Raw genomic sequence first — 24,857 nt, 5'->3', positions numbered from 1 at the left:
ACCTCATTTTACCCATTCAAGCCTACTATTGCTTCACGGTTTATCAAAACATGTCTCTTAATTATATCATTGATAAAACGGACCCGGTAGGACCGGATCCGTTTATTTGCCATTATTTTGAGACAAACGCTTCTCTTCTTCATCTCTAACGCGGTGGGCAAGCCGACTAGAAGCATCGGCAGCAATACTAGCAATCAGATCGTCAAGGAATGTGTTCACTTTTCCCTCTTTTTCCAAATCAAGGCGTCCAATAATTTTGGGTTTCACCTTATCCAGATAACCAAATGTAGTTGCCGCAATACTGCCAAAGCTTGAGACAGCGCCAAGAGCAATCGTTTCATCTACACCAAACAAGCCCTCATCCTGATCGACAAGCGATTGAAGCGGTTCAGACAGCATTTTTTTCTCGGCAAGCCGGTCTAGTTCAATACCTACGAGAATTGCATGCTGCAGTTCACGCTTTGCGAGCACACCTCTCACGTTTTCCGCACAAGTTTCAATTGTCAATCCGGACATAAACGGTTTCTGCAAATCTAAGACGATTTCCGCAATGTCCTCTATGGTGACCCCGCGTTCCTTCAAGGCTGCTTCAACTGCATTTGCAACAGCATGTGAAGTGACTCTCTTTTTATGTGCTGAATAAAAAGTGGCGCCTTCAGGCAATCCCGGCGCATAAGTCATGCTTTTAGAAAATTGTTGTTCATTCATTCATCTCGTTCTCCTTTCTAAAAAACACCAAATAACAAAAGTGTAAGACCCCATGTAATCATCTAAAAAGTCATGCAAATAAAAGCTGAGCTGTGAAAATCAGCCTCTTTTCGCCTTAACACTTAATGGTGCAGTCCGCCAATTTCCATTTTATGCAACCAAATAAAAAAAATGACGGTTTGCGAAGCGAAAAAATGAACCATTTAAGAAGAATGGCCCATAGACTCATGTGGCATTCTATTCCGATTGAGCAACCGTATCGCTATCATAGCCCAAAAAGCCTCAATGAAGCAAGAAGATACAAATGAAACGTACATGCCCCCCCTTGTTTTCCGCTGAGAATAAAAAACGCTGCACCTCCTCAGACTACTCCTATGATCAGCAAGTTTGAAGCAGGTAATTTTTCAGAAAGGTTGGATGCTCATGCATTCGTTCTTCTCCATCGCCGTTGAACTAAGCGTCGGTTTATTCGCTTTACTCATATTAACGAAAGTCATGGGCAGAGCGTCACTGTCCGAATCCACACCTTTCGATTTCATTTCAATGATCGTTGTCGGCGACTTTGTCAGCGACGCGATCTATGATCCGGAAACGCATATTTTCAAAGTGATCTTTGCTATTCTTTTTTGGGGTATCTTAATCTATATTATTGACATTGTTACCTTAAAATTTCATCAATCACGTGGTTTTTTTGAAAGCCAACCAGCTCTGGTTATTAATAAAGGGAAAATTGACAGAAACGTTATGAAAAAAAACCGGGTTGATATGAACCACCTTCAGATGCTGCTGCGCGATCGGGACATCTTCTCATTTCGAGAGATTGAGTTCGCAATCTTGGAATCGAACGGAAAAGTTTCAGTAATTAGAAAACCGGAATATGAGACAACAAAACGTGGAGATCTGGACCTGGCTAACCGATCGATTTCCGTCCCTGTTACGCTAATCAGTGACGGCGTCATTATCAATAGAAACTTAGATCGATTAGGAAAAACAGAACAATGGTTGATCAGCGAACTTAAGAAACACTCAATTGAAGATCCGAAAAAAGTGATGATCGCTGAATGGCGGAATGAAGACGGGCTGTTCGTTCAAAAGATTTTGTGACCGAACGAAGAAAAACCGGGCATAATCTGTCCGGCAAAAAATATAAACGCAATCCGTTTCGTTATTCTTCTTCTTTTTTGACTTCTTCCGGGGCAGGTTCGACTTCTTGCGGGACAGCGTTCCGAATTGGAAATCCCCAGAAATCCCGCGCAACAGGCTGGTTAAAGTTCGGTTGGTGTACAGGACTGTCCGAAATTGTTGAATGGTGCTCTTCTTTAGGTTCATGCTGAATAATGACTTCATCTGCTTGAATCACTAATTTCCCGACACGGATGACTTTTGGCTTCTTTTTGCTTTCTTCCGCCATATGAATCTCCTCCTTAAAATGGTCTCCTGACAGAATATGCAGACACAAGATCATCCGTGTGGCCAAACAACTAAAAACGGTGCCTGCCTCTTTTCAGAAGAGCAAGCACCGTTTTTGTATGTGCATGAAAATCAGATACTGATAATATTAAAGCCGGCATCTACATGGATGGTTTCACCAGTGATACTCTTGGACAAATCACTGAACAAGAAGAGAGCAGTGTTGCCGACATCCTCCGGATCGATTGCATGGCGCAACGGCGCTTTTTCTTCAATCATTTTCAGCACACTGTTAAAATCTGAAATACCTTTTGCAGAAAGCGTGCGGATCGGGCCTGCAGAGATGCCGTTCACACGAATGTTGTCTTTCCCCAGATCATTAGCCAAATATTTAACACTTGCGTCAAGGCTGGCTTTTGCTACGCCCATCACATTATAATTTCTGACAACGCGTTCGCCGCCAAGATAGGTCATTGTGACAACGCTGCCGCCTTCTGTCATCAATTCTTTCGCTTCTTTGAGAACAGCAGTCAATGAATAGGCGCTTACATTCTGAGCCAGCAGGAATCCGTCGCGAGTCGTGTTCATGTAATCGCCGTCAAGCTCTTCTTTCTTCGCGAAAGCGATGCAGTGTGCCAAACCATGAATGACGCCGACATCTTCCTTGATCTTTGCAAAAGTCGCTTTGATTTCCTCATCAATTGTGACGTCGCAAGCATAGAATAAGCTGTCCTTTCCATCAAGCGTCGCGGCAAGCTTTTCCACCGGTTCGCGGAAACGCTCATTATTATAGGTAAAGATCAGCCTAGCTCCGGCGCGGTCAAGCGCTTGAGCAATGCCCCAGGCGATGCTTCTTTTATTAGCGACACCCATGACCACATATGTACGTCCCTTAAGTGTTAATTCCATGTTCAATCCTCCCTAAATATCGCGTCAAACCACAAGTTATTATATCATGAAAGAACGTGCACGTCTTTTCAAACTGGCTTTGTTACATAACTCCGCTGATCATTGAATGTCGAGCACGGTTCGCGCCAACTCAATAACCTCTTGATTAATACCATCCATGGGCATAGATTTCTAATAATTCCAGCCTTGATTTTTTTAAATAAATTCGGCTAAAAAATACGATTCAATCTCGAATACTTTATTCAGAACTCGTGTAGCAACGCTTTCTTCAGCCCCCGCCTTCATTATTATTGTTTCTTTTTTTCAGGCTTTACGCTATCATGATTAAGTGATTGCTATGGAGGAAGACATGAAATTTATAGAAGAAGGATTCATTTATGTTTAACAGAGATGCTTTTGGAAAAATTGACTATACATTATTTTTTATTGTCTTCTTGTTCGCTTGTATCAGCTATATATCCATCTCGATGGCTCCACTCACGTCCGGTGCGCCTGCAATAGGTATAGCCCACCGACAGATTATATGGTACGTGATCAGCACAATATTAGCGCTAGGCATGATGTTCTTTGATTATGACCGGTTAAAACGGATGCACTGGATTTTCTATAGCATCGGCATGTTCTTGCTCTTGGGACTAACCCTTGCTCAACTCCATGTACCAGTTCCGCTAGTTGATAAATCGCATGGAGCTATGAGTTGGTATGCGTTGCCCGGTAACACCCAACTGCAACCTTCAGAGTTCATGAAACTTTTTATGATCGTTTCTTTAGCTACAACGATTGATAAACATAATGAGGAATATTCAATCCGTGGATTAAGAGAGGACTTCCTGCTTCTTGGAAAAATTGCGCTCGTGTCCTTCCCGCCGTTCCTGCTTGTCTTTGCTCAGCCTGACCTCGGAACTGCGCTTGTTATGTTCAGTATTATCGTTTCGATGACACTGATCAGTGGGATCAACTGGAAGTTGATTGCTGGTGTTATAACTTCAATCGTTTGCGGCCTTGCTTTTTTCGTCATTAGCTGGTTTAAATTTCCCGCAATTATCAACCTTGTGCTTAAATCGCATCAAAAAGACCGCTTTTTAGCCTGGCAAGACCCGCAGCGCTATTCTTCCGAGGAAGGTTATCAGCTGGTTCAGGCGCTGAATTCAATTGGCTCAGGTGAATTTTTCAACCACAAATTTAATCCGTCTATCTCATTACCTGAATCATACAATGATTTTATTTTCGCTGTTATAGGCGGAAGCTTTGGTTTTGTCGGTGCTGTAGTCGTGATTTTATTATTTTTCCTGTTCATTTCCCGAGTCATCAAAGCCGCCACTGAAACTCACGATCCATTTGGCAGTTATATATGTACCGGCATCGTCGGCATGATTATGTTTCAAGTATTCGAAAACATCGGCATGACCATACAGGTCATGCCTGTAACAGGGATTACCCTTCCCTTTCTCAGCTACGGCGGCAGTTCGTTGCTTGCCAGCATGATCTGCGTTGGTCTTGTTCAAAGCATACGGATGCAGACACAAAAATTTATGTTTACTTAAAAACGGCCGATCGGCCGTTTTTTTTATTAGAGGGTATTCCAAATTCTGAGCATGTTGCCTTATTAATCATAAGACTGGATGAAGTTAATTTGGGAAAGTTAATAGATAAATACACATGGTGAAGGATGATATGAATGTATGATGTGATCGGGGATGTTCATGGATGCTTGCGCGAATTTGTCCGGCTTACAGAAGAGCTGGGCTATCAGTGGCAACAGCATGTACCTGTTCATCCGGATGGACGAACGCTCGTTTTTGTTGGTGACATCACGGATCGCGGACCGAACTCATTGGATATGATTCGAATTGTTGCTAAGCTGGTCATACAGAGAAAAGCGTTGTATGTTCCAGGTAATCACTGCAACAAACTGTACCGTTTTCTGATCGGACGCAATGTACAGATTACGCACGGACTTGAGACCACTGTGCAGGAATTAAATGAGCTGCCCATCCCGAAACGTTCGGAAGTTTCAGAAGCGTTTATCGAGCTTTATAAGCAGGCACCCCTTATCCTCCAACTTGATCATCAGAAATTGGTCGTTTGTCATGCAGGAATCCGAGAACAGGATATAAATAAGCCGATTACGCGCCAAATTAAAACATTTGCGCTTTATGGCGACATCACAGGAAAAAAAGATGAACATGGTCTTCCTGAACGTCGTGATTGGGCAAAATATTATCATGGTGATCCACTTATTGTGTACGGCCATACCCCCGTCATCAAACCGTACTGGAAAAACCGGACCCTTAATCTAGATACAGGCTGTGTCTTCGGCGGCATGCTAAGCGCGCTTCGTTACCCGGAAATGGAAGTCGTTTCCATTCCCTCATCCATGCCTTTAGTTTCCGAACGATTCAGATCGTTTCAAGGTTGATCGGTTCCGTGATCAGCCGCAACATGTCCTCAGGGCACTGCTTATGTATATGAATAGACTCACCAGTGAATGGATGAACAAAAGACACTTCGAAGCTGTGCAATGCCTGACGACCGATTAGTTTCATATTCCCGCCATAAAGATCGTCCCCTAGCAGCGGATGCCCAATCGATTCGAAGTGCACTCTGATCTGATGCGTTCGGCCGGTTTGCAGACGGACCGCGACAAGTGTCCAATCCTGACATCGGGTGAGTACTTTATAATGCGTGAGCGAACGTCTCCCATTTTGCCAATCGACCATGCGCTCAATGGCGCTTCCATCCCGGCGTCCAATCGGGGCGTCAATCGTGCCTCGATCTTGCTCAATATTCCCCTCGACAAAAGTCAAATATCTACGATGGATTTCTTTTCGTTTTTGCATTTTGAAAAAGCGTTCGTGGCTAAATCGATGCTTGGCGACAAGCATGAGACCCGATGTGTTTCGGTCAAGCCGATTGATGATATGAACCGTGGAGGCAAGATTCTTATCTTTAAAATACCGGAGTAAGCCGTTTGCCAAGGTACCAGATGGGTATTGATGCGACGGGATAACGGGAATCCCTGCTGGTTTGTTGACAATCAGGACGGTGTCGTCTTCATAGACAATATCAAGCGGTATCGCCTCGTCCAATAGAAAATCACTTGGGGTCTCCGGAGGGAAGACGATGGTCAGCACTTCACCTTCCTGAAGCACATGGCGCACCGACTTTTCTTCTCCATCAATGAGCAGCTGACCCCCTTTATATTTAATGGCCGATAAGGCCCGCCGCGACACTTTTATCTCTTTCTTTAAGTAATCCCGCATGATCATCCCATGCTCTGCGGCACTCATTTTCTTTTCAATCGTGTAGCATTGCTTCTCCATCTGATTCGGTACGTCCTTTCCCAACAGGCTATGGTTAAAAGATAATCAAAGAAAATAAGCGAGCATTATCCCTTGTTTTTCATGAACTGTGCGCGCTGATCTAAAAATTCTCTCAGAGTTGTTTACAAAGCATCCAATTAAATCAGCCGATAAACGAATCCCTGACACGCCTCCAGAAAGGAAATGGCCGAAACCGTGCAAACCGAATTTTTTCTTTCGCCACGCTGAATTCAATTTGCTGCACTTCATCATGAATACTTGACAAATGGTCCAACGAAAGTGTAAAAGAGCGGTCAGTAACAGGCATCACCTGGCAGTGGTGATGCTCGGGAAGTATAAGCGGTGAGCCAACCGTTCGATAGACACGGTTGTTGATTGACGCAATTTCAGTCAGCTGAATCGACGGTAATGATGGATGAATAATTGCTCCGGAAAGCCCTTTATTATAGGCTGTTGAACCCGTAGGCGTAGAAAAACAAAGGCCGTCGCCTCTGAAACTTTCAAATTTTTCACCTTTGATCATGACATCGGCAACGAGCAGACCTTCAACACTTCTCACCGTACATTCATTCAATGCGAGAAAATTTTTAGGCGGCTTTTCATCCATATAACTAACCGAAACGCACAGAAGAGGATATTCAACACTATTAAATCCCTCTGAAACAATGGAATGAACGAGAGCGTCAACTTCCCCGGCTGTCCAGTCCGCATAAAACCCTAAATGACCTGTATGCACACCGACAAAAGCTGTTCCATTCAATTGATCGGAATACCGATGAAAAGCCTGAAGCAATGTACCGTCGCCGCCGACAGAAATCACAAGGTCCGGCTGAATGTCATCATAAATTAGCTTACTAGCAGTTAATTGATCGAAAATGTGCTTTCGCAATGCATCTGAAAAAGCGTCCCCTCTATTTTCTATAGCAAATGTTTTCAACCTTCCTGCAGGAACATCTTTTATGTACGTTGATTTTTCACTCATATCGCCATGAACTCCTTCTCCTACGTTCACTAATAATCCGGACATCCTCTACGAGTCATCTCATTCTTCATCTGCATTCTTCTGAAGAAAGCGCAGCTGTGCGACCCGAATCTCGTCTCTGATCTGCGACATTTCCTCATCAAGGCGAAAAGCCGCTTCTGCTGCCCGTAAAAGCCGTGTTTTCACATCGGACGGGATTTTTCCGTTATATTTGTAATTCAATGAGTGTTCAATAGTCGCCCAAAAATTCATAGCAAGGGTTCGCACTTGAATTTCAACCAATATTTTTTTCTCTCCGCTGACCGTCTGCACCGGATATTGAACAACAACGTGATACGAACGGTAACCGCTTTTTTTCTTTTCACTGATGTAGTCGCGCTCCTCAACAACCATTAAATCGGTCCGGCTGCGAATCAGTTCCACAACTCTGCGAATATCGTCCACAAACTGACACATGACGCGAATTCCTGCAAGATCCTGCATTTGCGTATTCAGCTGAGTCAGCGGCATGCCCTTTCGTCTTGCTTTTTCAATAATGCTTGGTATCGGCTTTACTCGTCCGGTGACGAATTCAATCGGTGAATTTTCTGAAGTCACCTCATACAGATCACGATAACCACGCAATTTCACCTTGAGCTCATCTACTGCTTGCCTATAGGGCGCAAGGAAAATCTCCCATTCCATTCCAATCACTCCATCTGGTCCAAGACAAGAACAGGTGTGTCATGTACTGTTCACAAGCACCTGAATTTTTACATTCCGTCTGTTGTTTCTTCACCCCCATTATGTCATAATTTAAAAGAAGTTACGAGTTTCTGATCAGCAACATAGATGAGGGCGGGGTGTAATCGATATGGCTCAGGAATTAGAAATTGAATATAAAAATATGCTGACAGCTGAAGAATTTTCCGCACTGTGCAAGACCTTCGGCTTAGAGCCTTCCTCGTTTTTCAAACAAGTGAATTACTATTTTGACACTCCAACTTCCGCTTTGAAGAATAAAAAAACAGTCCTGCGCATCCGTAATGATGGAAAGCAGCATGACTTTACACTAAAACAACCGCATAACGGTGCCATCCTTGAAACACACCAGCAGCTAGATGATGAAGAAAGCCGGTCCATGATCCACCTTGGCATTGTTCCCCCGGGTGAGATTGAACAAGCCATTACAAAAATGGGTGTTGATGCAGATCAGCTCGTCCTGATTGGCGAATTAACTACCAAACGTGCTCAGTTCCCTTTCAAATTGGGTGAGTTGTTTCTGGACCACAGTGTCTACCTTGATCATCACGATTATGAATTAGAATATGAAGCAGCCAATCAAGAGTCAGGTGCTGAAATTTTTAATACTCTGCTTCAGGAACAATCCATCCCACGCAGACCTTCAATCAGTAAAATGATGCGGCTTTATCAAGCGATTCAGGTGAAAAGGAGTTGATCACAGGTATGTCTGTCGATCCAAGTACGATGGCTCAATTGCTGTCGATGTCAGTGCTTTCCGGAAATCAAAGCCAGTCCGATCAATCAAGCCCTTTTTCCGGGCAAACAAATAGCAACTTCACCAATCTATTAAGTGCGTTCCTTCTCCTGATGGAGAATAGTTCGCTGGGAAGCAATGAGACGGCTGATCAATCGGCTGCCGGCTATGACTCGTTGGCTTATACTCCTTACCAGTCATTAAACAGCACCGACACTTCGGAGAGCGAAAATACAGACAATCTGCTTTGGCAGCAGCTTTCTACATCTTTATCGCCTCTTGGGCTTACGCAAGGGCTTAACACTTCTTCACTCGGGCATGCTGCTGCTTTATCCGGCAGTAGCAACACCAATGATTATAACGAAACAATCCAGGCGATGAGTAAAAAGTACTCAGTTGATGCTAATCTGATTCGCTCGGTCATTGATGCTGAATCAGGCGGCAATCCTAACGCAACAAGTGCGGCGGGTGCACAAGGCTTGATGCAGCTGATGCCCGGCACTGCGGTTGCTTTAGGTGTTCAAAACGCCTATGATCCGGTACAGAATATCGAAGGCGGAACGAAATACTTGCGCAAGCTGCTTGACCGTTATGACAACAATTACAACCTTGCATTAGCCGCGTATAACGCGGGATCCGGTAATGTTGCGAAATATGGAGGCGTGCCGCCATTCGCTGAGACACAATCCTACGTCAAAAAAATTATGGACAAAATTCAAAGCTTCCAAGCGTAAAAGGAGTGCTCTTATGGACGACGAAAGATGGAAAGCCATTGAAGCGAGATTGGATGCTATTGATAAACGGCTAAAAGATGTGGAATCCGAGCGAAGACCCCTGATCGGAGGAAACATCTGGGTTCTTGTACCTGTTGTTGCAATTATCATGTGGGGACTGCAAAACATTCTCTTATAAGCAAAAGAAGCCACGTGCGGCGACATCCGTCACGTGGCTTCTTTTGCTTTTTCCACATATCATCTATTCATTAATAACTGCTGTCATCAATCTGATCCAGCCAGGTTGTGACCGCCTCAACAGTAGAGGCCACACAACCCTCATTAAACGGAGACTCCAATCCTGCTGTCTTAACCAGTTCCAGGAAGGACTGGCTACCTCCCTGTTTGCATAAATTCAGATAATCTTGCCATGCCCCTTTATAATCTTCCTGTGACTTCTTCCAGAACTCAAAGGCACAAACTTGCGCTAATGTGTAGTCAATGTAATAGAACGGCGATTCATAGATATGGCCTTGCCGTTGCCAAAATCCACCCATCTCAAGAAAGTCGATGCCATCGTAATCCCGATGCGGCAGATACTTTTTCTCAATGTCTTTCCATGCCTGCTTCCGCTCTGCCGGCGTCATCTCCGGATGTTCGTAAACGACGTGCTGGAATTCATCAACACTGACGCCATAAGGGAGGAATAATAGTGCGTCACTTAAGTGGGAGAACTTGCGTTTATCAGTGTCTTCCTTGAAGAATAAATTCATCCATGGCCATGTGAAAAATTCCATGCTCATTGAATGAATTTCAGCGCCCTCATAGGTCGGCCAGCGGTATTCAGGTATATCACTATGCGTCGAATAGACTTGGAACGCATGTCCTGCTTCATGAGTCAGTACGTCGATATCATCGGATGTACCATTAAAGTTTGAGAAAATAAATGGAGATTCATAATCAAAAATATATTCGCAGTATCCCCCACCGGCTTTACCTTTTGTCGCGAGCAAATCCATCAGATGGTGGTCAAGCATAAACTGATAGAATTCCCCCGTTTCCGGAGACAGTTCCGTGTACATTTTCTTGCCGTTCTCAATAATCCAATCAGGATTACCTTTTGGAGCTGCGTTCCCGGTCGTGAATTGGAACGGAACATCATAATATTTTAATGTATCTACGCCAATTCTCTTCCTCTGACGTTCATAGAGCTTATTAGCAGCCGGCACCACGTATTTTCGAATCTGTTCCCGATAATTTTTGACCATGTCACGATCATAACCAATACGCGCCATTCTAAAATAGCTTAGATCAGCATAGTTTTCAAAACCAAGCTTACGCGCGATTTCCGTTCTGATCTTAACCAGTTGGTCGTAGATCTCATCAAATTCTTCTTCATGGTCGGAAAAATAACCAAAATAAGCTTCAAGTGCCGCTTTCCTGATCTTGCGGTCAGAAGACCGTTGGAAGGGTAATAATTGTACGAGCGTTCTTTCTTCGCCTTCAAATGGAATTTTCGCTGCAGCAATCAATTGTGTATACTTAGAAGCCCACTTATTTTCCTGCTGCATGAGCGGAATGACTTCGGGTGAGAACGACTTAAGCTGGGCTTCGGCAAGTGCAAAGAGTTGTTTTCCCCATTTTTTTTCTAACTCTGCACGAAACGGAGAATTTAAAAGCAGTTTGTAGAACTCTGTTGATTTCCCTTCAAATAGAGGCATCGCTTCATCCGCAAAATCGTTTTCAGCTTTGTAGAAAGAATCCTCTGTATTAATTGTGTGCCTGATTTCAACGAGACGAAACATCGTATCCAGATGGGTGCGCAAGTAATTGATCTCTTCAACTGCATGCACAGCATCCTCAAGCGTTGCCGCATTTTTCAATGAATGAAAAGCCTTGTGGAATGCATCTTCATACTTAGCGACATCCGGCCGCTCGTAGTGATAGTCTTCAAAAACCGTCATAACAAAAACACCCCTTTATCAGATCTTTCTGCCTTTCCTATTTTTCCATAACTTAACTATTATATTACAAAAAAAACCGGAAGTGAGCCATAAATGACTCAGCTTGCCGGGATTCTTTTAAAAGTTTAAATATGCTGTCCTGCAATTTTTTGATGGTGATGATTGTTGTGGTGATGGCGATATCGATGACATTCACCATTTAATACAAGCTTACGCACATAGTAAGCCAGCCCAATGCCCACCATGCATAGAAGCGAAATGGACATGACGACACCTGCCCATCCGAACCAATCCAGAAACAGTCCGCCGACTGGTCCGACTACACTTGATCCAATGTAATAGAACAACAGGTAGAGCGATGACGATTGTGCTTTTTCTCGCCGATTTGCTAGAATGCCAACCCAGCTGCTTGCAACTGAATGCCCGCCAAAGAAACCAAAGGTAAACATCGCCAGGCCGAAGATTTTCAAAATCAGAAATGGAGACATCGTGATAAGAAGACCGCAAGTCATCAGAATGATGCTCAACCCGATCACTCCGGAACGGCTGGTACGATCAGACAATCTGCCCATCCAGGTCGAGCTGAATGTACCGACAAGGAAGATGATGAAAACAAAGCCCACTAATGTTTGGCTCAAATTGTAAGGCGGTTCCATAAGCGGAATGCCGAAATAGTTGTAGACGGTCACGAAGCTCCCCATAAGAATGAATCCGATTAAATACAAAAGCACAAGCGCCGGCGATTCGATATTTTCAAGAAAACCGGCTGTTGTCCTTTTGAAAGATCCACGCTTTGCATCGAAATGCTTCGATTTAGGAAGAAGTATGACAAACAGCACGCACATTACAAGATTCAATAATCCCAGTATGGCGATCGCCACATTCCAAGAATAAGTGTCACTCAATGATCCGACAATCAGCCGGCCTGTCAACCCGCCAAGGCTATTTCCACTGACATAAATTCCGATGACGTAACCAAGCACTTTCTTGTCAAATTCCTCGTTGATGTACGCCATCGCAATTGACGGATAGCCGGCCAGCAGCGCACCTTGGATGAACCGCACGGCAATCAGCAGCGGCAGGTAATGAACAAAACCAACAATTAATGAAAGAAAAGCCGATGAAACCAGTGCCAGTACCATTACCTTCTTCCGGTCATACATACCGGAAGTGAATGAAACAAACAACAGAAATATGGCCAGTGCTCCGGTTGCTGCTGAAAGTGTGAGACTTGCTGCAGCCGGCGGCACATGAAACTGTGCGGCAATAACGGCAATTACCGGCTGCGTGCAGTAAAGATCTGCAAACATGATAAAACTGCCCAGAAACATGGCCACTAATGTCTTTTTAAAGGCCCTGCTTTCCGGCGAAATATAATCCATGACAACTTCCATCCCCTCTGTTTCTCTTTGTATCATCCATACTATGACAAACCTTATCTGATGTCTAATATATTATGTGAATGATATTGATGCATATGGCTTCTATATTATTTATAATATGCAGCGGGAGAAGCTCACTGTTTCTTTCTTTCAAATTCATGCTTCTCTGATGATGTTTCACATTGCCGCATGATATAGATCTGCAAAATGTGCTTAGATGTAGGGATTTTTCAATGTATCTATGTTAATATATATGTTACGTTATCAAGCATGCAAGCCGTCATCTAATGACGGCTTCTTTAAACAGTGAAAATTATTTAAAAAGAGAATGATTTCATTCGATATCATTAAGTCTCCATCCTTTTAGGAGTGATACTTATGGAGTGGCAGCAGATTGAGTACTTCCAGAAGGTCGCCCAGCTGCAGCATATGACGCAGGCCGCAGAGGCCTTGTCCATCTCACAGCCCGCGCTCAGCAGGTCGATCGCCCGCCTTGAAGAGGAACTCGGAATTTCTCTTTTCGAAAGACAAGGCAGAAGCATTATTCTAAATCAGTATGGCAAGGTATTCTTAAAACACGTGAACCGGATTCTTAAGGAAGTTGATGATACCAAAAAGGAAATCCATTCCCTGCTTGATCCGGAATACGGTGAAGTTTCGCTTGGCTTTCTGCACACACTCGGAGTGAACATGATTCCCGATATTCTCCGTGCATTTCAAAAAGAGCACGCCAATATCAAAATCAAGCTCTACCAGAACAACAATTTGTCGCTGCTCAAACAGCTTCAAACTGGCGAAATTGATCTGTGCCTCGTTCATCACGCATTTGACGACCCGCACATTCAATGGGAAAAGTTATGGGACGAAGAGCTGTTTCTGATGCTTCCCGCTACTCATCCGCTTGCCGGCCGTGAATCAATCACATTGGACGAAATCCAGTCGGAACCGATGATTGCGATGAAAGAAGGCTACGAGCTGCGCAAGATTGCCGATAACCTTTGCAGAAAAGCGAATTTCACACCTAACGTCACCTTTGAAGGTGAAGAAGTAACAACGCTTGCAGGTTTAGTTGCGGCGGGGCTCGGCGTTGCACTGCTTCCTGATCAGAAAGATATCGATGACAGCAAAGTCGCCAAGCTGCATGTGCGATGGCCGAGCTGTTCACGGCAGATTGGCCTTTCCTGGTACGAGGACCGTGCACTGTCACCGGCCGCCGCTCATTTCAAACGCTTTGTCTTTATCCATTACAGAGAGTTAAAAAAATAAGGAACACCTGACAAATCAGGTGTTCCTTATTTTTCTTTTCAATTATTTTACGGTAGATACATCAAACAACTTCTGGAAACGTTCATAATCCTGTGTTCCAAGTGTCTGTTCCATTTTCCCTGAATGTTCCCCATGCTTCATTGCTTGAACAGCCATCTGCTGCTCTTCGGTATGGAAAGTACCGATAATTTTATTGGTTTCCAAAATGTTCGTAAATGCATTAGGATCAATCGTTTTAATCAAGCGCTCCATTTTGTACAGCTCATAATGGCTGATCACCATCATCATTGTGCTTTTCTTCGTCCCCGTAAATCCTCCGTACGAAGGAATGATGGTCATGCCGCGATCAAATTGATCCTGAATGGCTTCGGTTAATCGCTCCGCCTGATCGGTAACCGTCATGACCGTCAGCTTTTGATATTTTGTATGGATCATGTCAATCACATAACTGTTGACGAATCGTGAAATTAAGGTGTAGAGCGCATACTGCCATTCATAAACAGCACCGGCAATCACAATAATAATACCATTCAGGATAAGAAAATATTTTCCTGAAGACGCATTGCGGTTGCGTCGCGTCAGAAAAATAGCGATGATATCTAATCCGCCTGTCGAAATGCCATATTTCAACGCAATTCCTACACCAACTGCAGAAATCATCCCGCCAAAGATTGAGTTCAAAAGAATATCTGAAGATAAAGGATGCACCGGAATCAGAGTTAGGCATAGTGAGGTGAGCAAAACCGTGATGAAACTGAATAAGGTGAAACTCTTGCCAACCTTAAACCAGCCCAACGCGGCAATCGGCAAGTTCAGAATAAGAATGAGCAGACCGATCGAAAGATGAAGATGAACACTGTCAAGCAGGATATCAGAAAGCAGCTGAGCTGCCCCATTAATCCCCGCCGCGTAGACATGAGCGGGAACAAGGAACAGATTCATACTCAGTGCGCACAAAAAGGCAGCACAAATCGAAATACATGACTTTTTAATAAGTTCGCTAATCGCAGAAGAATTTGGCATATCGGTCTTCCTTTACTCGTCCGTATTGTTTTTGTGTTTGTAAGAAAGTATAAGAAGATTAATACAAGAAGGCTAAGTTATTAATGGCCATTGTAAACAGCCCACGCCTGTTTTAAGTACTAGGCGAAGTCGGTTTTTAATATTCTTATCTCCCTGGGTCTCAAATTATAGCACCTTAACAATTACAATCAACCTCTGGTAACATTTTCCCAACAGTTTTATTTATCTAACTAAATGAATTGTCATATTCTTCGCACTATGCGAAAAAACCTTCGTGAGTACTGATTAGTTGCCCATTTTGATGTGAACTTGTTACAATATAGAAAGTTTCAGGACGATGCGCCCATGGAGGAACGTATCGCCGTTTCAATTATTGGAACTGACAAGAATATAATAAAGGCAGGTTGACTTTATCAATAATGGATAAAGATATGATGAGATGGACAAATCCGGATATCGGCAAAGCCTATCTGAATCAGGCGCCATTTTTGATGCCGCTGTATTTAAAATTTCTTCTAGAGGTGGGTTCCCATGACACGCTTTGAAGCAGGATCGACATGCGAGGGAACATTAGGAAATGAGTCGTGTACAATAAGAAGTCTCAAGAAACGTTCATTTCAGCGAGTCGAGATTTTGACCTTCATTGACCCACTTTGTCCTGAATGCTGGGGTTTTGAACCCTTAATTAAAAAATTCATTTTTCAATACCATGAATATTTTACATTTCGCATTTTACTGACTACAAATCATGACACTGCGAATCGCTGCCAGTTTTACCGGGCTAAAAAGATTGCCGAGGAGTGGGACAAATATGCCCGTCTTACTGGTATGTGCTGCGACAGTGACGTCTGGTTTGAAAATCCTCCTTCTCCCTATTCGATTGCCTATGCAATCAAGGCCGCTGAATTTCAAGGAGGTGCCGCCGGCCAGATCTTTCTCAGAAGAGTGCGTGAACAGATTTTTCTCAGAAAGCAGGGACTGAATAAATTTGAAGAACTTCTTGAAGTCGCGCGACTTGCAGGACTTGACGAAGAAGAGTTTTCAAATGATTATCACTCTTGCCGGCCGATCAAAGCTTTTCAGTGCGACCGTAAATTGGCGAATGAGCTCTCAATCACTGAGTTGCCTACCCTCGTTTTTTCAACACCATGCAACGACTCGGAGGCTGTTAAAGTGAACGGGCATTATCCGTATTCGGTCTATGTACAGATCTTGACGGAATTATTAGGCGAAAAGCCTGTCCCGGCCCCTACCATCGCCTTAACAGATTATTTCCGGCAGCAATTCTTTCTGACCACTCAGGAAGTTGCTGTGATCTATGATTTGACTGAAGAAGAAGCGCTGAAAGAACTGCGCAAATTGCAGCTGCAGCAAATCATCGAACCGGTTGTTCTAAAGAGCGGTGAGTACTGGAAATATACGGATGCTGTTAAATGACGCGCAGCCGGGTAACGCCGACTGATTCCAATCAGATTGAGCTACGGATCTCCAAACCGTTTCGCTGAAAATATCCATTAACACCTTGCTTCTTCTTAAGCAAGGTGTTTTCTTATTTATTTTTTCGTCGTCCCTTCCCGATTTATGCCCCTTGATTCCTTTTCATAAATCATTATATCGAACGTATGTTTTTATTTCCAGTACTAAAAGAACATTCATTCGTGTATAATAAATCCATATTCAATAGTTTGAGGTGTCTGAAAATGAATCGAGTCATTTTCCTAATTGATATGCAGACCTTCTATGCTTCTGTTGAAAAGGCGGATTTCCCGGAATTTAGAAACAAGCCCCTGATTGTTGCCGGCGATCCGAAACAGCGAAGCGGCATTGTTCTGGCTGCCTGCTCAGTCGCCAAGCAATTCGGTGTCCTCACAGCTGAACCGCTCGGTCAAGCGCTGCTCAAATGCCCACAAGCGGTTATCCGATTGCCGCGTATGCAGCACTATATTGATGTTTCAACGGCAGTGACACAATTTCTCGGACAATTTACCGACCTAGTCGAACCATATTCCGTTGACGAGCAGTTTATTGATGTAACGGACAGCCTCCACATATTCGGTTCTCCTCATACAATTGCACAGAAGATTCAGCGGTGTATGCAGGAGCGTTTCGGTGTATATACGCGTATTGGGATCGGTCCAAATAAAGTGCTGGCTAAGATGGCCTGTGATCATTTTGGTAAAAAGAATAAGACGGGGATTTTCGAATTGAACGCTAAAAATATAGAAAAATATCTTTGGCCATTGCCGATTCGTGAATTACTTGGCGTCGGACACCGGATGGAACAGCATTTCATCGGCATGGGCATTCGCAAGATTGGACATCTTGCCCATTATCCGGTTACTTTGCTGCGTAAGCGGTGGGGTGTGAACGGGGAGCTGCTGTGGCGAACCGCTCATGGCCTGGACAGCTCACCTGTCTCTCCTGGGACATTCAGCGAACAAAAAGCGATCGGACACCATATGACCTTGCCCTATGATTATCCGGAAATAAAGGATATACGGGTCATTCTTCTCGAACTGAGCGAAGAAGTCGCCTATCGGGCTCGCGCCAAACATTATACGGGATATGTCGTCTCTGTCGGTATTTCCGGAACGTTTGAGCGCCATGTAGGATTCCACCGTCAAATCAAGCTGCCGTTCGCCACAAATTTCGGAATGGATATTTACCGTGCCGCCAACCAGCTGTTCTCGGAAAGCTGGGACGGCCTTCCCGTACGGGCTGCTGCTGTCACGCTTAGCGATCTGCAGCTGGACTCAGACAGTTACCAACTCGACCTTTTCGCACGACGTGAAGAAAAAGCGAGATTAAGCAGCGCAGTGGATACGATCTATCGAAAATATGGGAAAACGGCCATTTTTCGAGGTCCCTCGCTCATGCCGTCCAGCCAGCTTCGGGCACGCGCCGGTAAAATTGGAGGACATTTCAAATGAGTGATCATAACTTTTATCTTCCTGTCTCTGAGATGACATCGGATGAAGCAAGGATTGCTACGGAGTATGCATTGCTTCCACTCATCCGAATGGCACTTGAACGTGATCGCAAAGTCATCGCAATTACAAACACAAAATTCAAGGTACTCTATTTGGAAACGCTCGATGATGTGATCCATCAAGTGATACAGGATCAACGGGAAAACAGACAGGAGCTCTTTGCGGGCCACATCAGAATGACGAAGCGCGATTGGTTCAGCTATGAAGTGTATATTCGCGGTCGACTATTTGAATTGGTCTATCAGAAAAGTATAGCCATGGACTGGATTCATGAGCGTATGAAAGCCTATCTCAAACCGTAGTCGTTCCGTGTATCTAAGTATCTTCCCTCAATCTGCTTGCTGTTTATTCGTTTATCAGTGCACCGTGCATTTTTATTCTTACTTAGTCATAGGCTTGTCATAAGAGGAACAGTGGAGGTTGAGCATCCATGAAATCGGTGATTTTTTGTCTCCTGGCCGCCTTGATCGTGTTTTGTTTTTATCACTTTCTGCTCGGCCTGCTTCACCTTGAGTCGCTGCTGCTCTCAGGAGCGCTGCTCTTTTTAATTATTTTTCTCATGGTACGCTTTCTAACCTGGCACCGGCGTAACAGAGAATAAATCAGCGAATGCCGAAAAGGACTGAAGCCTTGGCTCCAGTCCTTTTCGAACAGACTCTATTATGTTTTTCAGCTGAACAGCAGTTTTTCCGTTTCGTCCAGAACTTTGCCGAAAACGTCCATCGCTTGTTGGACAGGCTTAGGATCTGCCATATCAACACCTGCTTTTTTGAGTACTTCAATCGGGGAATCTGAGCTACCCGATTTCAGGTAGTTTTTATAGCGCTCAACTGCCGGTGCACCTTCCTGCAAGATCTGCGAAGACAGAGCCGAAGCGGCACTATATCCGGTCGCATATTGATAAACATAATAATTGTAGTAGAAATGTGGAATTCGTGCCCACTCCAGACCAATCTCTTCATCAACAACAATGTCCGGTCCAAAGTATGTTTTATTCAGATCATAATAGGTCTTTGTCAGAAGATCGGCCGTCAGCGCTTCTCCGGCACGTGCTTTTTCATGAATAATATGTTCGAACTCAGCAAACATTGTCTGCCTGAAGATTGTTCCTTTAAAGCCTTCCAATTGATTGTTTAGCAAATAAAGTTTCTTTTTCTTATCATCCGTATTCTCAAGCAAGTAGTGATTCAGCAGCGCTTCATTACAAGTCGATGCCACTTCAGCAACAAAAATCGAGTAATCCGAATACGGATAAGGCTGGCAAGTACGTGAATAGTAGCTGTGCATCGAGTGGCCTAACTCATGCGCGAGCGTGAACACGCCGTTGACATTATCCTGCCAGTTCAGGAGTACGTATGGCATTGTACCGTAGCTACCGCCTGAATAAGCACCGCTTCGTTTATTCTGCGTCTCGCGAACATCAATCCAGCGTTTTTCAAAGCCGTCTTTGATCACATTCAAGTAGTCTTCTCCAAGTGGAGCGAGCGCTTTAAGCACAATCTCCTTGGCTTCATTATAGGTGACCTCAATCTTCGCGTTTGGCACAAGCGGCGCATAGAGATCATACATGTGCAGTTCATCGACCCCAAGCGCCTTTTTACGCATTGCCACATAACGGTACATAAGTGGCAGGTTGTCATGGATCGTTTTAATCAGATTGTCGTAGACTGCTTCAGGAATGTCGTTGCTGAACAGCGCGGCTTCTCTTGCCGATTTGTAATGGCGCGCCTGCGCATAGAATGTATCCCGTTTGATCTGCCCGCTTAGCGTTGAAGCCAAGGTGTTCTTGAACGCGCCATACGTTTTGTAGATTCCTTCAAACGTATCCTTACGTACCTGCCGATTTTCACTTTCCATGAGCGTACCGTAACGTCCATGTGTAATTTCGATATCATTTCCGTCTTCACCTTTGATTGTCGGAAACTTCAGATCGGCATTATTCAACATCCCGAAAGTGGTGGATGATGCATCGGTTACTTCTCCGGCTGCAGCAAGAAGCGCTTCTTTTTCGCTATCCAGCACATGTGGACGAGTTCTGGTAATTTCATCAAGTGCACGTCGGTAGAGCTGTAAATCTTTGTTGCTTTCCAAAAAACCTTTCAATGTTTGCGGATCAATCGCCAGAATCTCCGGAACAACAAATGCAAGCTTGCTGCCGGCTACTGCGGCAAGATTTCCTGCTCGATCGTGAAGCGCCTGGAATGTCGCGTCAGCTGTGTTTTCATCATTCTTCATGTGTGCATAGACATAGACTTTGTACAACAATTCTGTTATCTCGTCCTGCTTTTGAAGCAGAGCATACAAGGTATCGGCTGACTCCCCGATTTTCCCCTTAAACTGCTCGGCTTCCGCGATCAGATCCTTTACTTTTTGAAATGCGCTTTCCCATGCTTCCACACTCGGATAAATTGCTTCAAGATTCCATGTTTCTTCAACTGGAATATCCTCTCTTTTCGGGAGCGCAGTTGTCTTTTCACCAGCCATTGCGGCACCTCCAATGTCATTGCTTTTCCAAAAAATGTATCAACATTATCGTACTTCTTTTTCTCTGTTTACGCAAAATTTAGCCTATTCATCAGTAGACTTTACATCCACGCAGCTTCCAGACGATCGAGGATCACTCGATCTTCCTGAAATAAAGAGGTCAATGACTGCTTCATCTTGCCCAAGCCTTCCATTCGATAGCTGTTTCCTATTTTCTTCACTACTCTTAGGCATAGTAGCTGCTCCAGATAATCTTTAATCACATGGCTGGCCGGCAGCACCGGGCAAAGTGGAAGGCAGCGAAGGGAAAACACGCGCTCCATCCTTCTCGCTTCCGTTTCCCGAATAATGCGCTCAGGTGTAAAGCAATGATCAGCTTCTATGACGCCCATGAGCAGAATGACCCACATCTGCCACAAATAAGGCGAATTCTGAAAATGAATCGCGGATTCATGCGGCAAACCCACATAACCGGGAACATATGAGAAATTTATTCTGAGCTGATAGGCCTGAACACGCAATGCATATTCTTCAGGAGACAGCCGATTCGGTGGTGACAGTCTCTGTTTTCTTTTCATATCAAGCCAGGCATTCTTAAATTCCATTGATGAAAATGGCACAGAATGGGTAAGCAATTGGTACGGTTTGAGTTTTAAAAGGTTGACCGTGCTTTCCTGGGAAATAAACCGAGTTTTTGAAATTGGAGATAAATGAGCAGAATAACAGAAATTTTTTGATGCGGGGTCATAAAAACAAACATAGTACGATGTGGTAAATGGATGACTGACCTTTGACACTTTGGATTGTCGAATCGCTAGCGAGGTAAAACCAGATAATTGAATGGCAAAGCGCTGTCTGTGATACCGATGGGCTCCAATTATCCAAATAGGGATAATTCCGCCATTTAAATAACCATTAGAGCGCGCTGTAAAAACATGCTCAGGAATCATACTGCACTGGTATTCAATAGCCACCGGCTCAATTCCCGGTAAATAAATATCGGGCCTTTGGCGCAACTGGCGGAGATATTGTTCCAGTTTGGCTGATCGACCGGCTTGTTCACACCAACGAAATAAATCTTCTTTGCCGGATAAATGCGTCATCGTTTCCGGCTCGTTATCAACCAGACAGGTATGGTGGGGCTGATGTGCGAAGTGCCATCGCCGTTTCTTTCCGGTTTTCAGCACGACCGGTGCACGACAAACGGGGCAGTAAAATCCGGATTGCCTGTCAAGCTGCACCAGATCTTGCTGTGACCATTCGGAAGCGATCAGTGATATTCTTTCAGCTTCCGCAGTTGATGCAACAAGCACGTGTTCACCGCCTTTCTTATAGAGAGTGTTCGAAATGTCCGGGAAAAGGTAAGAAGGGGCTTCTGCTAAATTCATGCATGTCCTGTGCACAACGCAGAAACCATCGCATTCTGAGGAAGTACGTCCTGTGGCAAGCTGGACACTAGGTCATCCATGACCGTCGCAACTAAGGCTTCGCCCGTGAAAAGGTTTGGCAAAGCCAAGTTTCCTAATAACTATTAGTTCAACAGCATTCGCCAATATTCCTGCTGATTAAGAAATAGGACAAAGTTTATTCAAAAGATGTTCTAATCGGGGATATTGAAAACAACAAAAAAGCCTGCCGGCCGGCAAGCTTTTTTGTTGTTAAGATTTATGAACGTAATGGAAAGTGGGATTTTATTGTCTGCAAGGCATGATCATGAATCAATTCTTTCCCGTACTCCTGAAGAACAAAATGTGTCAAACTCGTATCAAGCCCAAACTCGAGCATTTTACTCAAATCATCATCCTGGCAGTCGTCTGATAGCTCATCGGCGAATGTCACCTTTAAATAATATCGATTTTTGTATGCGAATAGTGCGGTATCCATCGCTTCATGAGCTTCAAACGCGTGGCTCAGAGAAATCAGATTTTCGAAATCGCCAAATTCAATGATGAACGAAATCGGCTGGGCATCTCCCTGTTCCTCTTCATCCTGATCCACATCTTCGTTTTCTTTCGTTTCCTGATCCTCAGACATGTCCAGTTGTTCAGAGTCTCTATCCTCTCGATCACTGATCGGAATATCCAGATGCTTATCTTCTGAAATCGGCAGTTGCAGATTGGCACCGTCTTTGGAAATTTGAGCACGCGTAACGATAATTTCCATGCCCTTCTCTAATGCCTGAACCTGGATCCAAAGTGGTCCTTCCAGAGAGAACGATTCCTGGCTATGCGCCTCATCCATCATCTGCCAGAACAATTCTTCGCTCCGATCACGATTGTACCAGATTTCTTCACGGTCAAAGCCAAGATCTTCAATATCCAAATAACTGATGTAAAACTTCAGTGTATTTTCATTTATTCGTTCTATTTTCATCGTTATCTCTCCCTTCTTCTTCAGTAGGTATGGGAGTGACCAAGCACCATTGGGACAACATGTATCCTGTACTTCTATTGTATGATAAATCCTTCGCTATTGAAATATAAAACAACTAGTATTTTAAACATTCCGCACTTGCCCCCTAAGCAAGCGAATAAGATTAATTGCTTCATCTTATTGAATCAGCCGGCGTTTTATGCACAAAAGATTGGAATTTCAGAATATGGCTCCTCGCACAGGCGCAATGTCCCGGAATGATTCGGGACAAGTCCGCATAAGCTGAAACGGAGACAGAGGAAAGGAGTTAACAACGCATGTCTTTTGATGTCGGCACCATGCTCTTTATTCTAAAAATAATTTTCATAGATATTATTCTAGGAGGAGACAATGCAGTTGTGATTGCCCTCGCCTGTCGAAGACTTGCAGAAAAGCAGAGAAATCAAGCTATTTTTTTAGGTACAGGATTAGCAGTTGTCGTGCGAATCGGACTCACGGCAATGGTCGTTTCTCTACTCAACATCCCCTTCCTTCTGCTTGCGGGCGGTTTCTTTCTACTTGTCATTGCAGTCCGACTGATGACCAATAGAGAAGAAGAACATCATGTCCGAGCGGGCGCATCCTTGTTCGCCGCTGTCAGAACTATTGTTCTCGCAGATGTTGTCATGGGCTTTGACAATATGCTCGCTATCGCCGGCGCTTCAAAAGGACATATCGGATATATTGCGATTGGGCTGATTGTATCTGTCCCCATCATTGTCTGGGGAAGTAAACTTATTCTGATCGCAATGGAACACTTCCCCATGCTGATCTATGTTGGCGGTGGTGTCCTCGGCTACACTGCATCGGAAATGATTATGGGTGAACCGAAAATGCGCTGGTTTTTCGACTCTTATGCACATTTCGCTCACCTATTTCCTGTAGCTCTGATTACTGCTCTTATTGTGATCGGTTGGCTGGCTAATCTTTTCTCATCCGGTCAAGTCACTGGGAAATCATAATCGTGATAAACAGACACAAACAGATATTGCTGCCTATAAAAAAATAAATCGCAACGGCCGCCCACTTTTGGACGGCCGTTTTAAGATAAGTAATGCATTCAAGAAACTCCGGAAAAACAAGCGGATGCCCATTAAATAAATAATGGGCATCCGCAGGCCTTATCACTTGCTTAATTAACAAGACGCTGAGCTTCTTGCAGTTGGAAAGTACGTACTTTTCTTGGAAGAAAGCGGCGTATTTCATCGTCGTTATAGCCAACCTGTAAACGTTTGTCATCAAGCATAATCGGACGACGCAACAAACCAGGGTTATCCTTAATCAATTCAAAAAGCTGTTGAATAGACATTGTCTCCAACTGAATATTCAATTCTTGAAACGCTTTCGATCGTGTTGAAATAATTTCATCCGTACCGTTTTCAGTCATACGCAGGATATCTTTAATCTCTTCGATGGACAACGGTTCGGAGAATATGTTCCGTTCTTTGAAAGGTATGTCGTGTTCCTTAAGCCAAGCTTTTGCCTTTCTGCATGATGTGCAGCTTGGGGATGTATAAAGTGTGACCATTTTTCGCCCTCCTTTGGATAATAGAAACGTTCTATTCTCTGAGGCTTCTTTTATTATATAATAATTCTTATAAATTTTATACCCTTTTTTGTATGAAAATAATTTCATATTTCATCGTTATACGAGCCCTTTTTTCACCATTATTCGACAATATATACTTTTTCATTATTATAGTACATTCTCATTTCGGTATTAATGTATGTAAAAAGGACTTCTCAGTAACCAAGAAGTCCTACTCACGATTTCATTATGTTTACGGGGTCATAATCCCACAACATTACGCTGG

At 43.9% G+C, this 24,857-nt stretch carries 26 protein-coding genes; 13 read left to right on the top strand and 13 right to left on the bottom strand.

Translation table 11 applies throughout. From position 1 onward, the window contains the following. Window positions 1-102: 102 nt before the first annotated feature. A complete protein-coding gene (locus P343_RS23855; protein WP_023509267.1) occupies window positions 103-708 on the bottom strand; it encodes a phosphatidylglycerophosphatase A family protein in 606 nt (201 codons plus the stop codon). 423 nt (window positions 709-1,131) lie between these two features. Here P343_RS23855 and P343_RS23850 point away from each other — a divergent pair, with 423 nt between their 5' ends. Continuing rightward, window positions 1,132-1,812 (top strand): DUF421 domain-containing protein, encoded by a 681-nt coding sequence (locus tag P343_RS23850; RefSeq protein WP_023509266.1) that lies wholly within the window; start codon window positions 1,132-1,134, stop codon window positions 1,810-1,812. A 61-nt stretch (window positions 1,813-1,873) separates the two neighbouring features. On the opposite strand, the gene P343_RS23845 is transcribed toward P343_RS23850, so the two are convergent. Together P343_RS23845 and fabI are read right to left on the bottom strand one after the other, a co-directional pair. Beyond that, complete coding sequence (locus P343_RS23845) at window positions 1,874-2,119, bottom strand: hypothetical protein (RefSeq protein WP_023509265.1); 246 nt, start codon at window positions 2,117-2,119, stop codon at window positions 1,874-1,876. Window positions 2,120-2,250: 131 nt separating this feature from the next. Then, a complete protein-coding gene (fabI, locus tag P343_RS23840) occupies window positions 2,251-3,027 on the bottom strand; it encodes an enoyl-ACP reductase FabI (protein WP_023509264.1) in 777 nt (258 codons plus the stop codon). Between the two features lie 377 nt (window positions 3,028-3,404). Between fabI and P343_RS23835 the strand changes: the two genes are divergently transcribed. Then, window positions 3,405-4,571: an FtsW/RodA/SpoVE family cell cycle protein gene (locus P343_RS23835; protein WP_023509263.1), complete on the top strand. Its 1,167-nt coding sequence runs from the start codon at window positions 3,405-3,407 to the stop codon at window positions 4,569-4,571. A gap of 134 nt (window positions 4,572-4,705) precedes the next feature. After that, the gene (prpE, locus tag P343_RS23830; RefSeq protein WP_023509262.1) at window positions 4,706-5,446 is read left to right on the top strand and encodes a bis(5'-nucleosyl)-tetraphosphatase PrpE; all 741 of its coding nucleotides are present in this window, start codon (window positions 4,706-4,708) and stop codon (window positions 5,444-5,446) included. Here the strand turns inward: prpE and P343_RS23825 are convergent. The 3 genes from P343_RS23825 to yjbM form a co-directional block, all read right to left on the bottom strand. After that, entirely contained in the window at window positions 5,427-6,350 is a 924-nt protein-coding gene (locus tag P343_RS23825; protein ID WP_023509261.1) for an RluA family pseudouridine synthase, read from the bottom strand. The genes prpE and P343_RS23825 overlap by 20 nt on opposite strands. A 142-nt stretch (window positions 6,351-6,492) precedes the next feature. Further along, window positions 6,493-7,332 (bottom strand): NAD kinase, encoded by an 840-nt coding sequence (locus tag P343_RS23820; protein ID WP_023509260.1) that lies wholly within the window; start codon window positions 7,330-7,332, stop codon window positions 6,493-6,495. A 60-nt stretch (window positions 7,333-7,392) separates the two neighbouring features. Further along, window positions 7,393-8,016 (bottom strand): GTP diphosphokinase, encoded by a 624-nt coding sequence (gene yjbM / locus P343_RS23815; RefSeq protein ID WP_023509259.1) that lies wholly within the window; start codon window positions 8,014-8,016, stop codon window positions 7,393-7,395. A 169-nt stretch (window positions 8,017-8,185) separates the two neighbouring features. On the opposite strand from yjbM, the gene P343_RS23810 reads away from it, so the two are divergent. The 3 genes from P343_RS23810 to P343_RS37065 are packed head-to-tail and all read left to right on the top strand — an operon-like array spanning window position 8,186 to window position 9,721. Beyond that, window positions 8,186-8,770 (top strand): CYTH domain-containing protein, encoded by a 585-nt coding sequence (locus P343_RS23810; RefSeq protein WP_023509258.1) that lies wholly within the window; start codon window positions 8,186-8,188, stop codon window positions 8,768-8,770. An 8-nt stretch (window positions 8,771-8,778) separates the two neighbouring features. Then, complete coding sequence (locus P343_RS37600) at window positions 8,779-9,543, top strand: lytic transglycosylase domain-containing protein (protein ID WP_023509257.1); 765 nt, start codon at window positions 8,779-8,781, stop codon at window positions 9,541-9,543. 13 nt (window positions 9,544-9,556) lie between these two features. Next, a complete protein-coding gene (locus P343_RS37065) occupies window positions 9,557-9,721 on the top strand; it encodes a hypothetical protein (protein ID WP_023509256.1) in 165 nt (54 codons plus the stop codon). Between the two features lie 70 nt (window positions 9,722-9,791). On the opposite strand, the gene P343_RS23800 is transcribed toward P343_RS37065, so the two are convergent. Both P343_RS23800 and P343_RS23795 read right to left on the bottom strand, forming a co-directional pair. Next, window positions 9,792-11,486 carry a M3 family oligoendopeptidase gene (locus tag P343_RS23800; RefSeq protein WP_023509255.1) on the bottom strand — a complete coding sequence of 565 codons (1,695 nt, stop codon included), beginning with the start codon at window positions 11,484-11,486 and terminating at the stop codon, window positions 9,792-9,794. A gap of 125 nt (window positions 11,487-11,611) precedes the next feature. After that, window positions 11,612-12,868: an MFS transporter gene (locus P343_RS23795; protein ID WP_031263666.1), complete on the bottom strand. Its 1,257-nt coding sequence runs from the start codon at window positions 12,866-12,868 to the stop codon at window positions 11,612-11,614. 378 nt (window positions 12,869-13,246) lie between these two features. Between P343_RS23795 and P343_RS23790 the strand changes: the two genes are divergently transcribed. After that, window positions 13,247-14,134, top strand: a complete 888-nt coding sequence (locus P343_RS23790; protein ID WP_023509253.1) for a LysR family transcriptional regulator — start codon at window positions 13,247-13,249, stop codon at window positions 14,132-14,134. Between the two features lie 42 nt (window positions 14,135-14,176). On the opposite strand, the gene P343_RS23785 is transcribed toward P343_RS23790, so the two are convergent. Further along, the gene (locus P343_RS23785; protein WP_023509252.1) at window positions 14,177-15,157 is read right to left on the bottom strand and encodes a YitT family protein; all 981 of its coding nucleotides are present in this window, start codon (window positions 15,155-15,157) and stop codon (window positions 14,177-14,179) included. Between the two features lie 419 nt (window positions 15,158-15,576). Here P343_RS23785 and P343_RS37595 point away from each other — a divergent pair, with 419 nt between their 5' ends. From P343_RS37595 to P343_RS37060, 5 genes are all read left to right on the top strand, one after another. Beyond that, window positions 15,577-15,702: a hypothetical protein gene (locus P343_RS37595; RefSeq protein WP_023509251.1), complete on the top strand. Its 126-nt coding sequence runs from the start codon at window positions 15,577-15,579 to the stop codon at window positions 15,700-15,702. Then, window positions 15,689-16,594: a DsbA family protein gene (locus P343_RS23780; protein ID WP_023509250.1), complete on the top strand. Its 906-nt coding sequence runs from the start codon at window positions 15,689-15,691 to the stop codon at window positions 16,592-16,594. Before P343_RS37595 ends, P343_RS23780 begins: the two co-directional genes overlap by 14 nt. Before the next feature lie 263 nt (window positions 16,595-16,857). Beyond that, window positions 16,858-18,087 carry a DNA polymerase IV gene (locus tag P343_RS23775; RefSeq protein WP_023509249.1) on the top strand — a complete coding sequence of 410 codons (1,230 nt, stop codon included), beginning with the start codon at window positions 16,858-16,860 and terminating at the stop codon, window positions 18,085-18,087. Continuing rightward, the gene (locus P343_RS23770) at window positions 18,084-18,449 is read left to right on the top strand and encodes a YhjD family protein (RefSeq protein ID WP_023509248.1); all 366 of its coding nucleotides are present in this window, start codon (window positions 18,084-18,086) and stop codon (window positions 18,447-18,449) included. Before P343_RS23775 ends, P343_RS23770 begins: the two co-directional genes overlap by 4 nt. A gap of 128 nt (window positions 18,450-18,577) precedes the next feature. Beyond that, on the top strand, window positions 18,578-18,748 hold the full coding sequence (locus tag P343_RS37060; protein ID WP_023509247.1) for a hypothetical protein: 171 nt from the start codon (window positions 18,578-18,580) through the stop codon (window positions 18,746-18,748). Window positions 18,749-18,816: 68 nt separating this feature from the next. Here P343_RS37060 and pepF read toward each other — a convergent pair whose 3' ends face one another. The 3 genes from pepF to mecA all read right to left on the bottom strand — a co-directional run bounded on the left by pepF (window position 18,817) and on the right by mecA (window position 23,004). Next, entirely contained in the window at window positions 18,817-20,631 is a 1,815-nt protein-coding gene (gene pepF / locus P343_RS23765) for an oligoendopeptidase F (protein WP_023509246.1), read from the bottom strand. Window positions 20,632-20,732: 101 nt separating this feature from the next. After that, window positions 20,733-21,944 (bottom strand): competence protein CoiA, encoded by a 1,212-nt coding sequence (locus tag P343_RS23760; RefSeq protein ID WP_031263665.1) that lies wholly within the window; start codon window positions 21,942-21,944, stop codon window positions 20,733-20,735. 352 nt (window positions 21,945-22,296) lie between these two features. Then, window positions 22,297-23,004, bottom strand: coding sequence for an adaptor protein MecA (gene mecA, locus P343_RS23755; RefSeq protein WP_023509244.1), 708 nt, complete (start codon window positions 23,002-23,004; stop codon window positions 22,297-22,299). A 317-nt stretch (window positions 23,005-23,321) separates the two neighbouring features. Between mecA and P343_RS23750 the strand changes: the two genes are divergently transcribed. Continuing rightward, a complete protein-coding gene (locus P343_RS23750) occupies window positions 23,322-24,005 on the top strand; it encodes a TerC family protein (protein ID WP_023509243.1) in 684 nt (227 codons plus the stop codon). A gap of 170 nt (window positions 24,006-24,175) precedes the next feature. On the opposite strand, the gene spxA is transcribed toward P343_RS23750, so the two are convergent. Next, window positions 24,176-24,571, bottom strand: coding sequence for a transcriptional regulator SpxA (gene spxA / locus P343_RS23740; protein WP_023509241.1), 396 nt, complete (start codon window positions 24,569-24,571; stop codon window positions 24,176-24,178). Window positions 24,572-24,857: the final 286 nt, after the last annotated feature.

It is taken from the genome of Sporolactobacillus laevolacticus DSM 442, from assembly GCF_000497245.1.
Classification (GTDB): Bacteria; Bacillota; Bacilli; order Bacillales; family Sporolactobacillaceae; genus Sporolactobacillus; species Sporolactobacillus laevolacticus.
The sequence above is the reverse complement of the archived record's forward strand: the minus strand, read 5'-3'. Positions and strand labels throughout refer to the sequence as shown.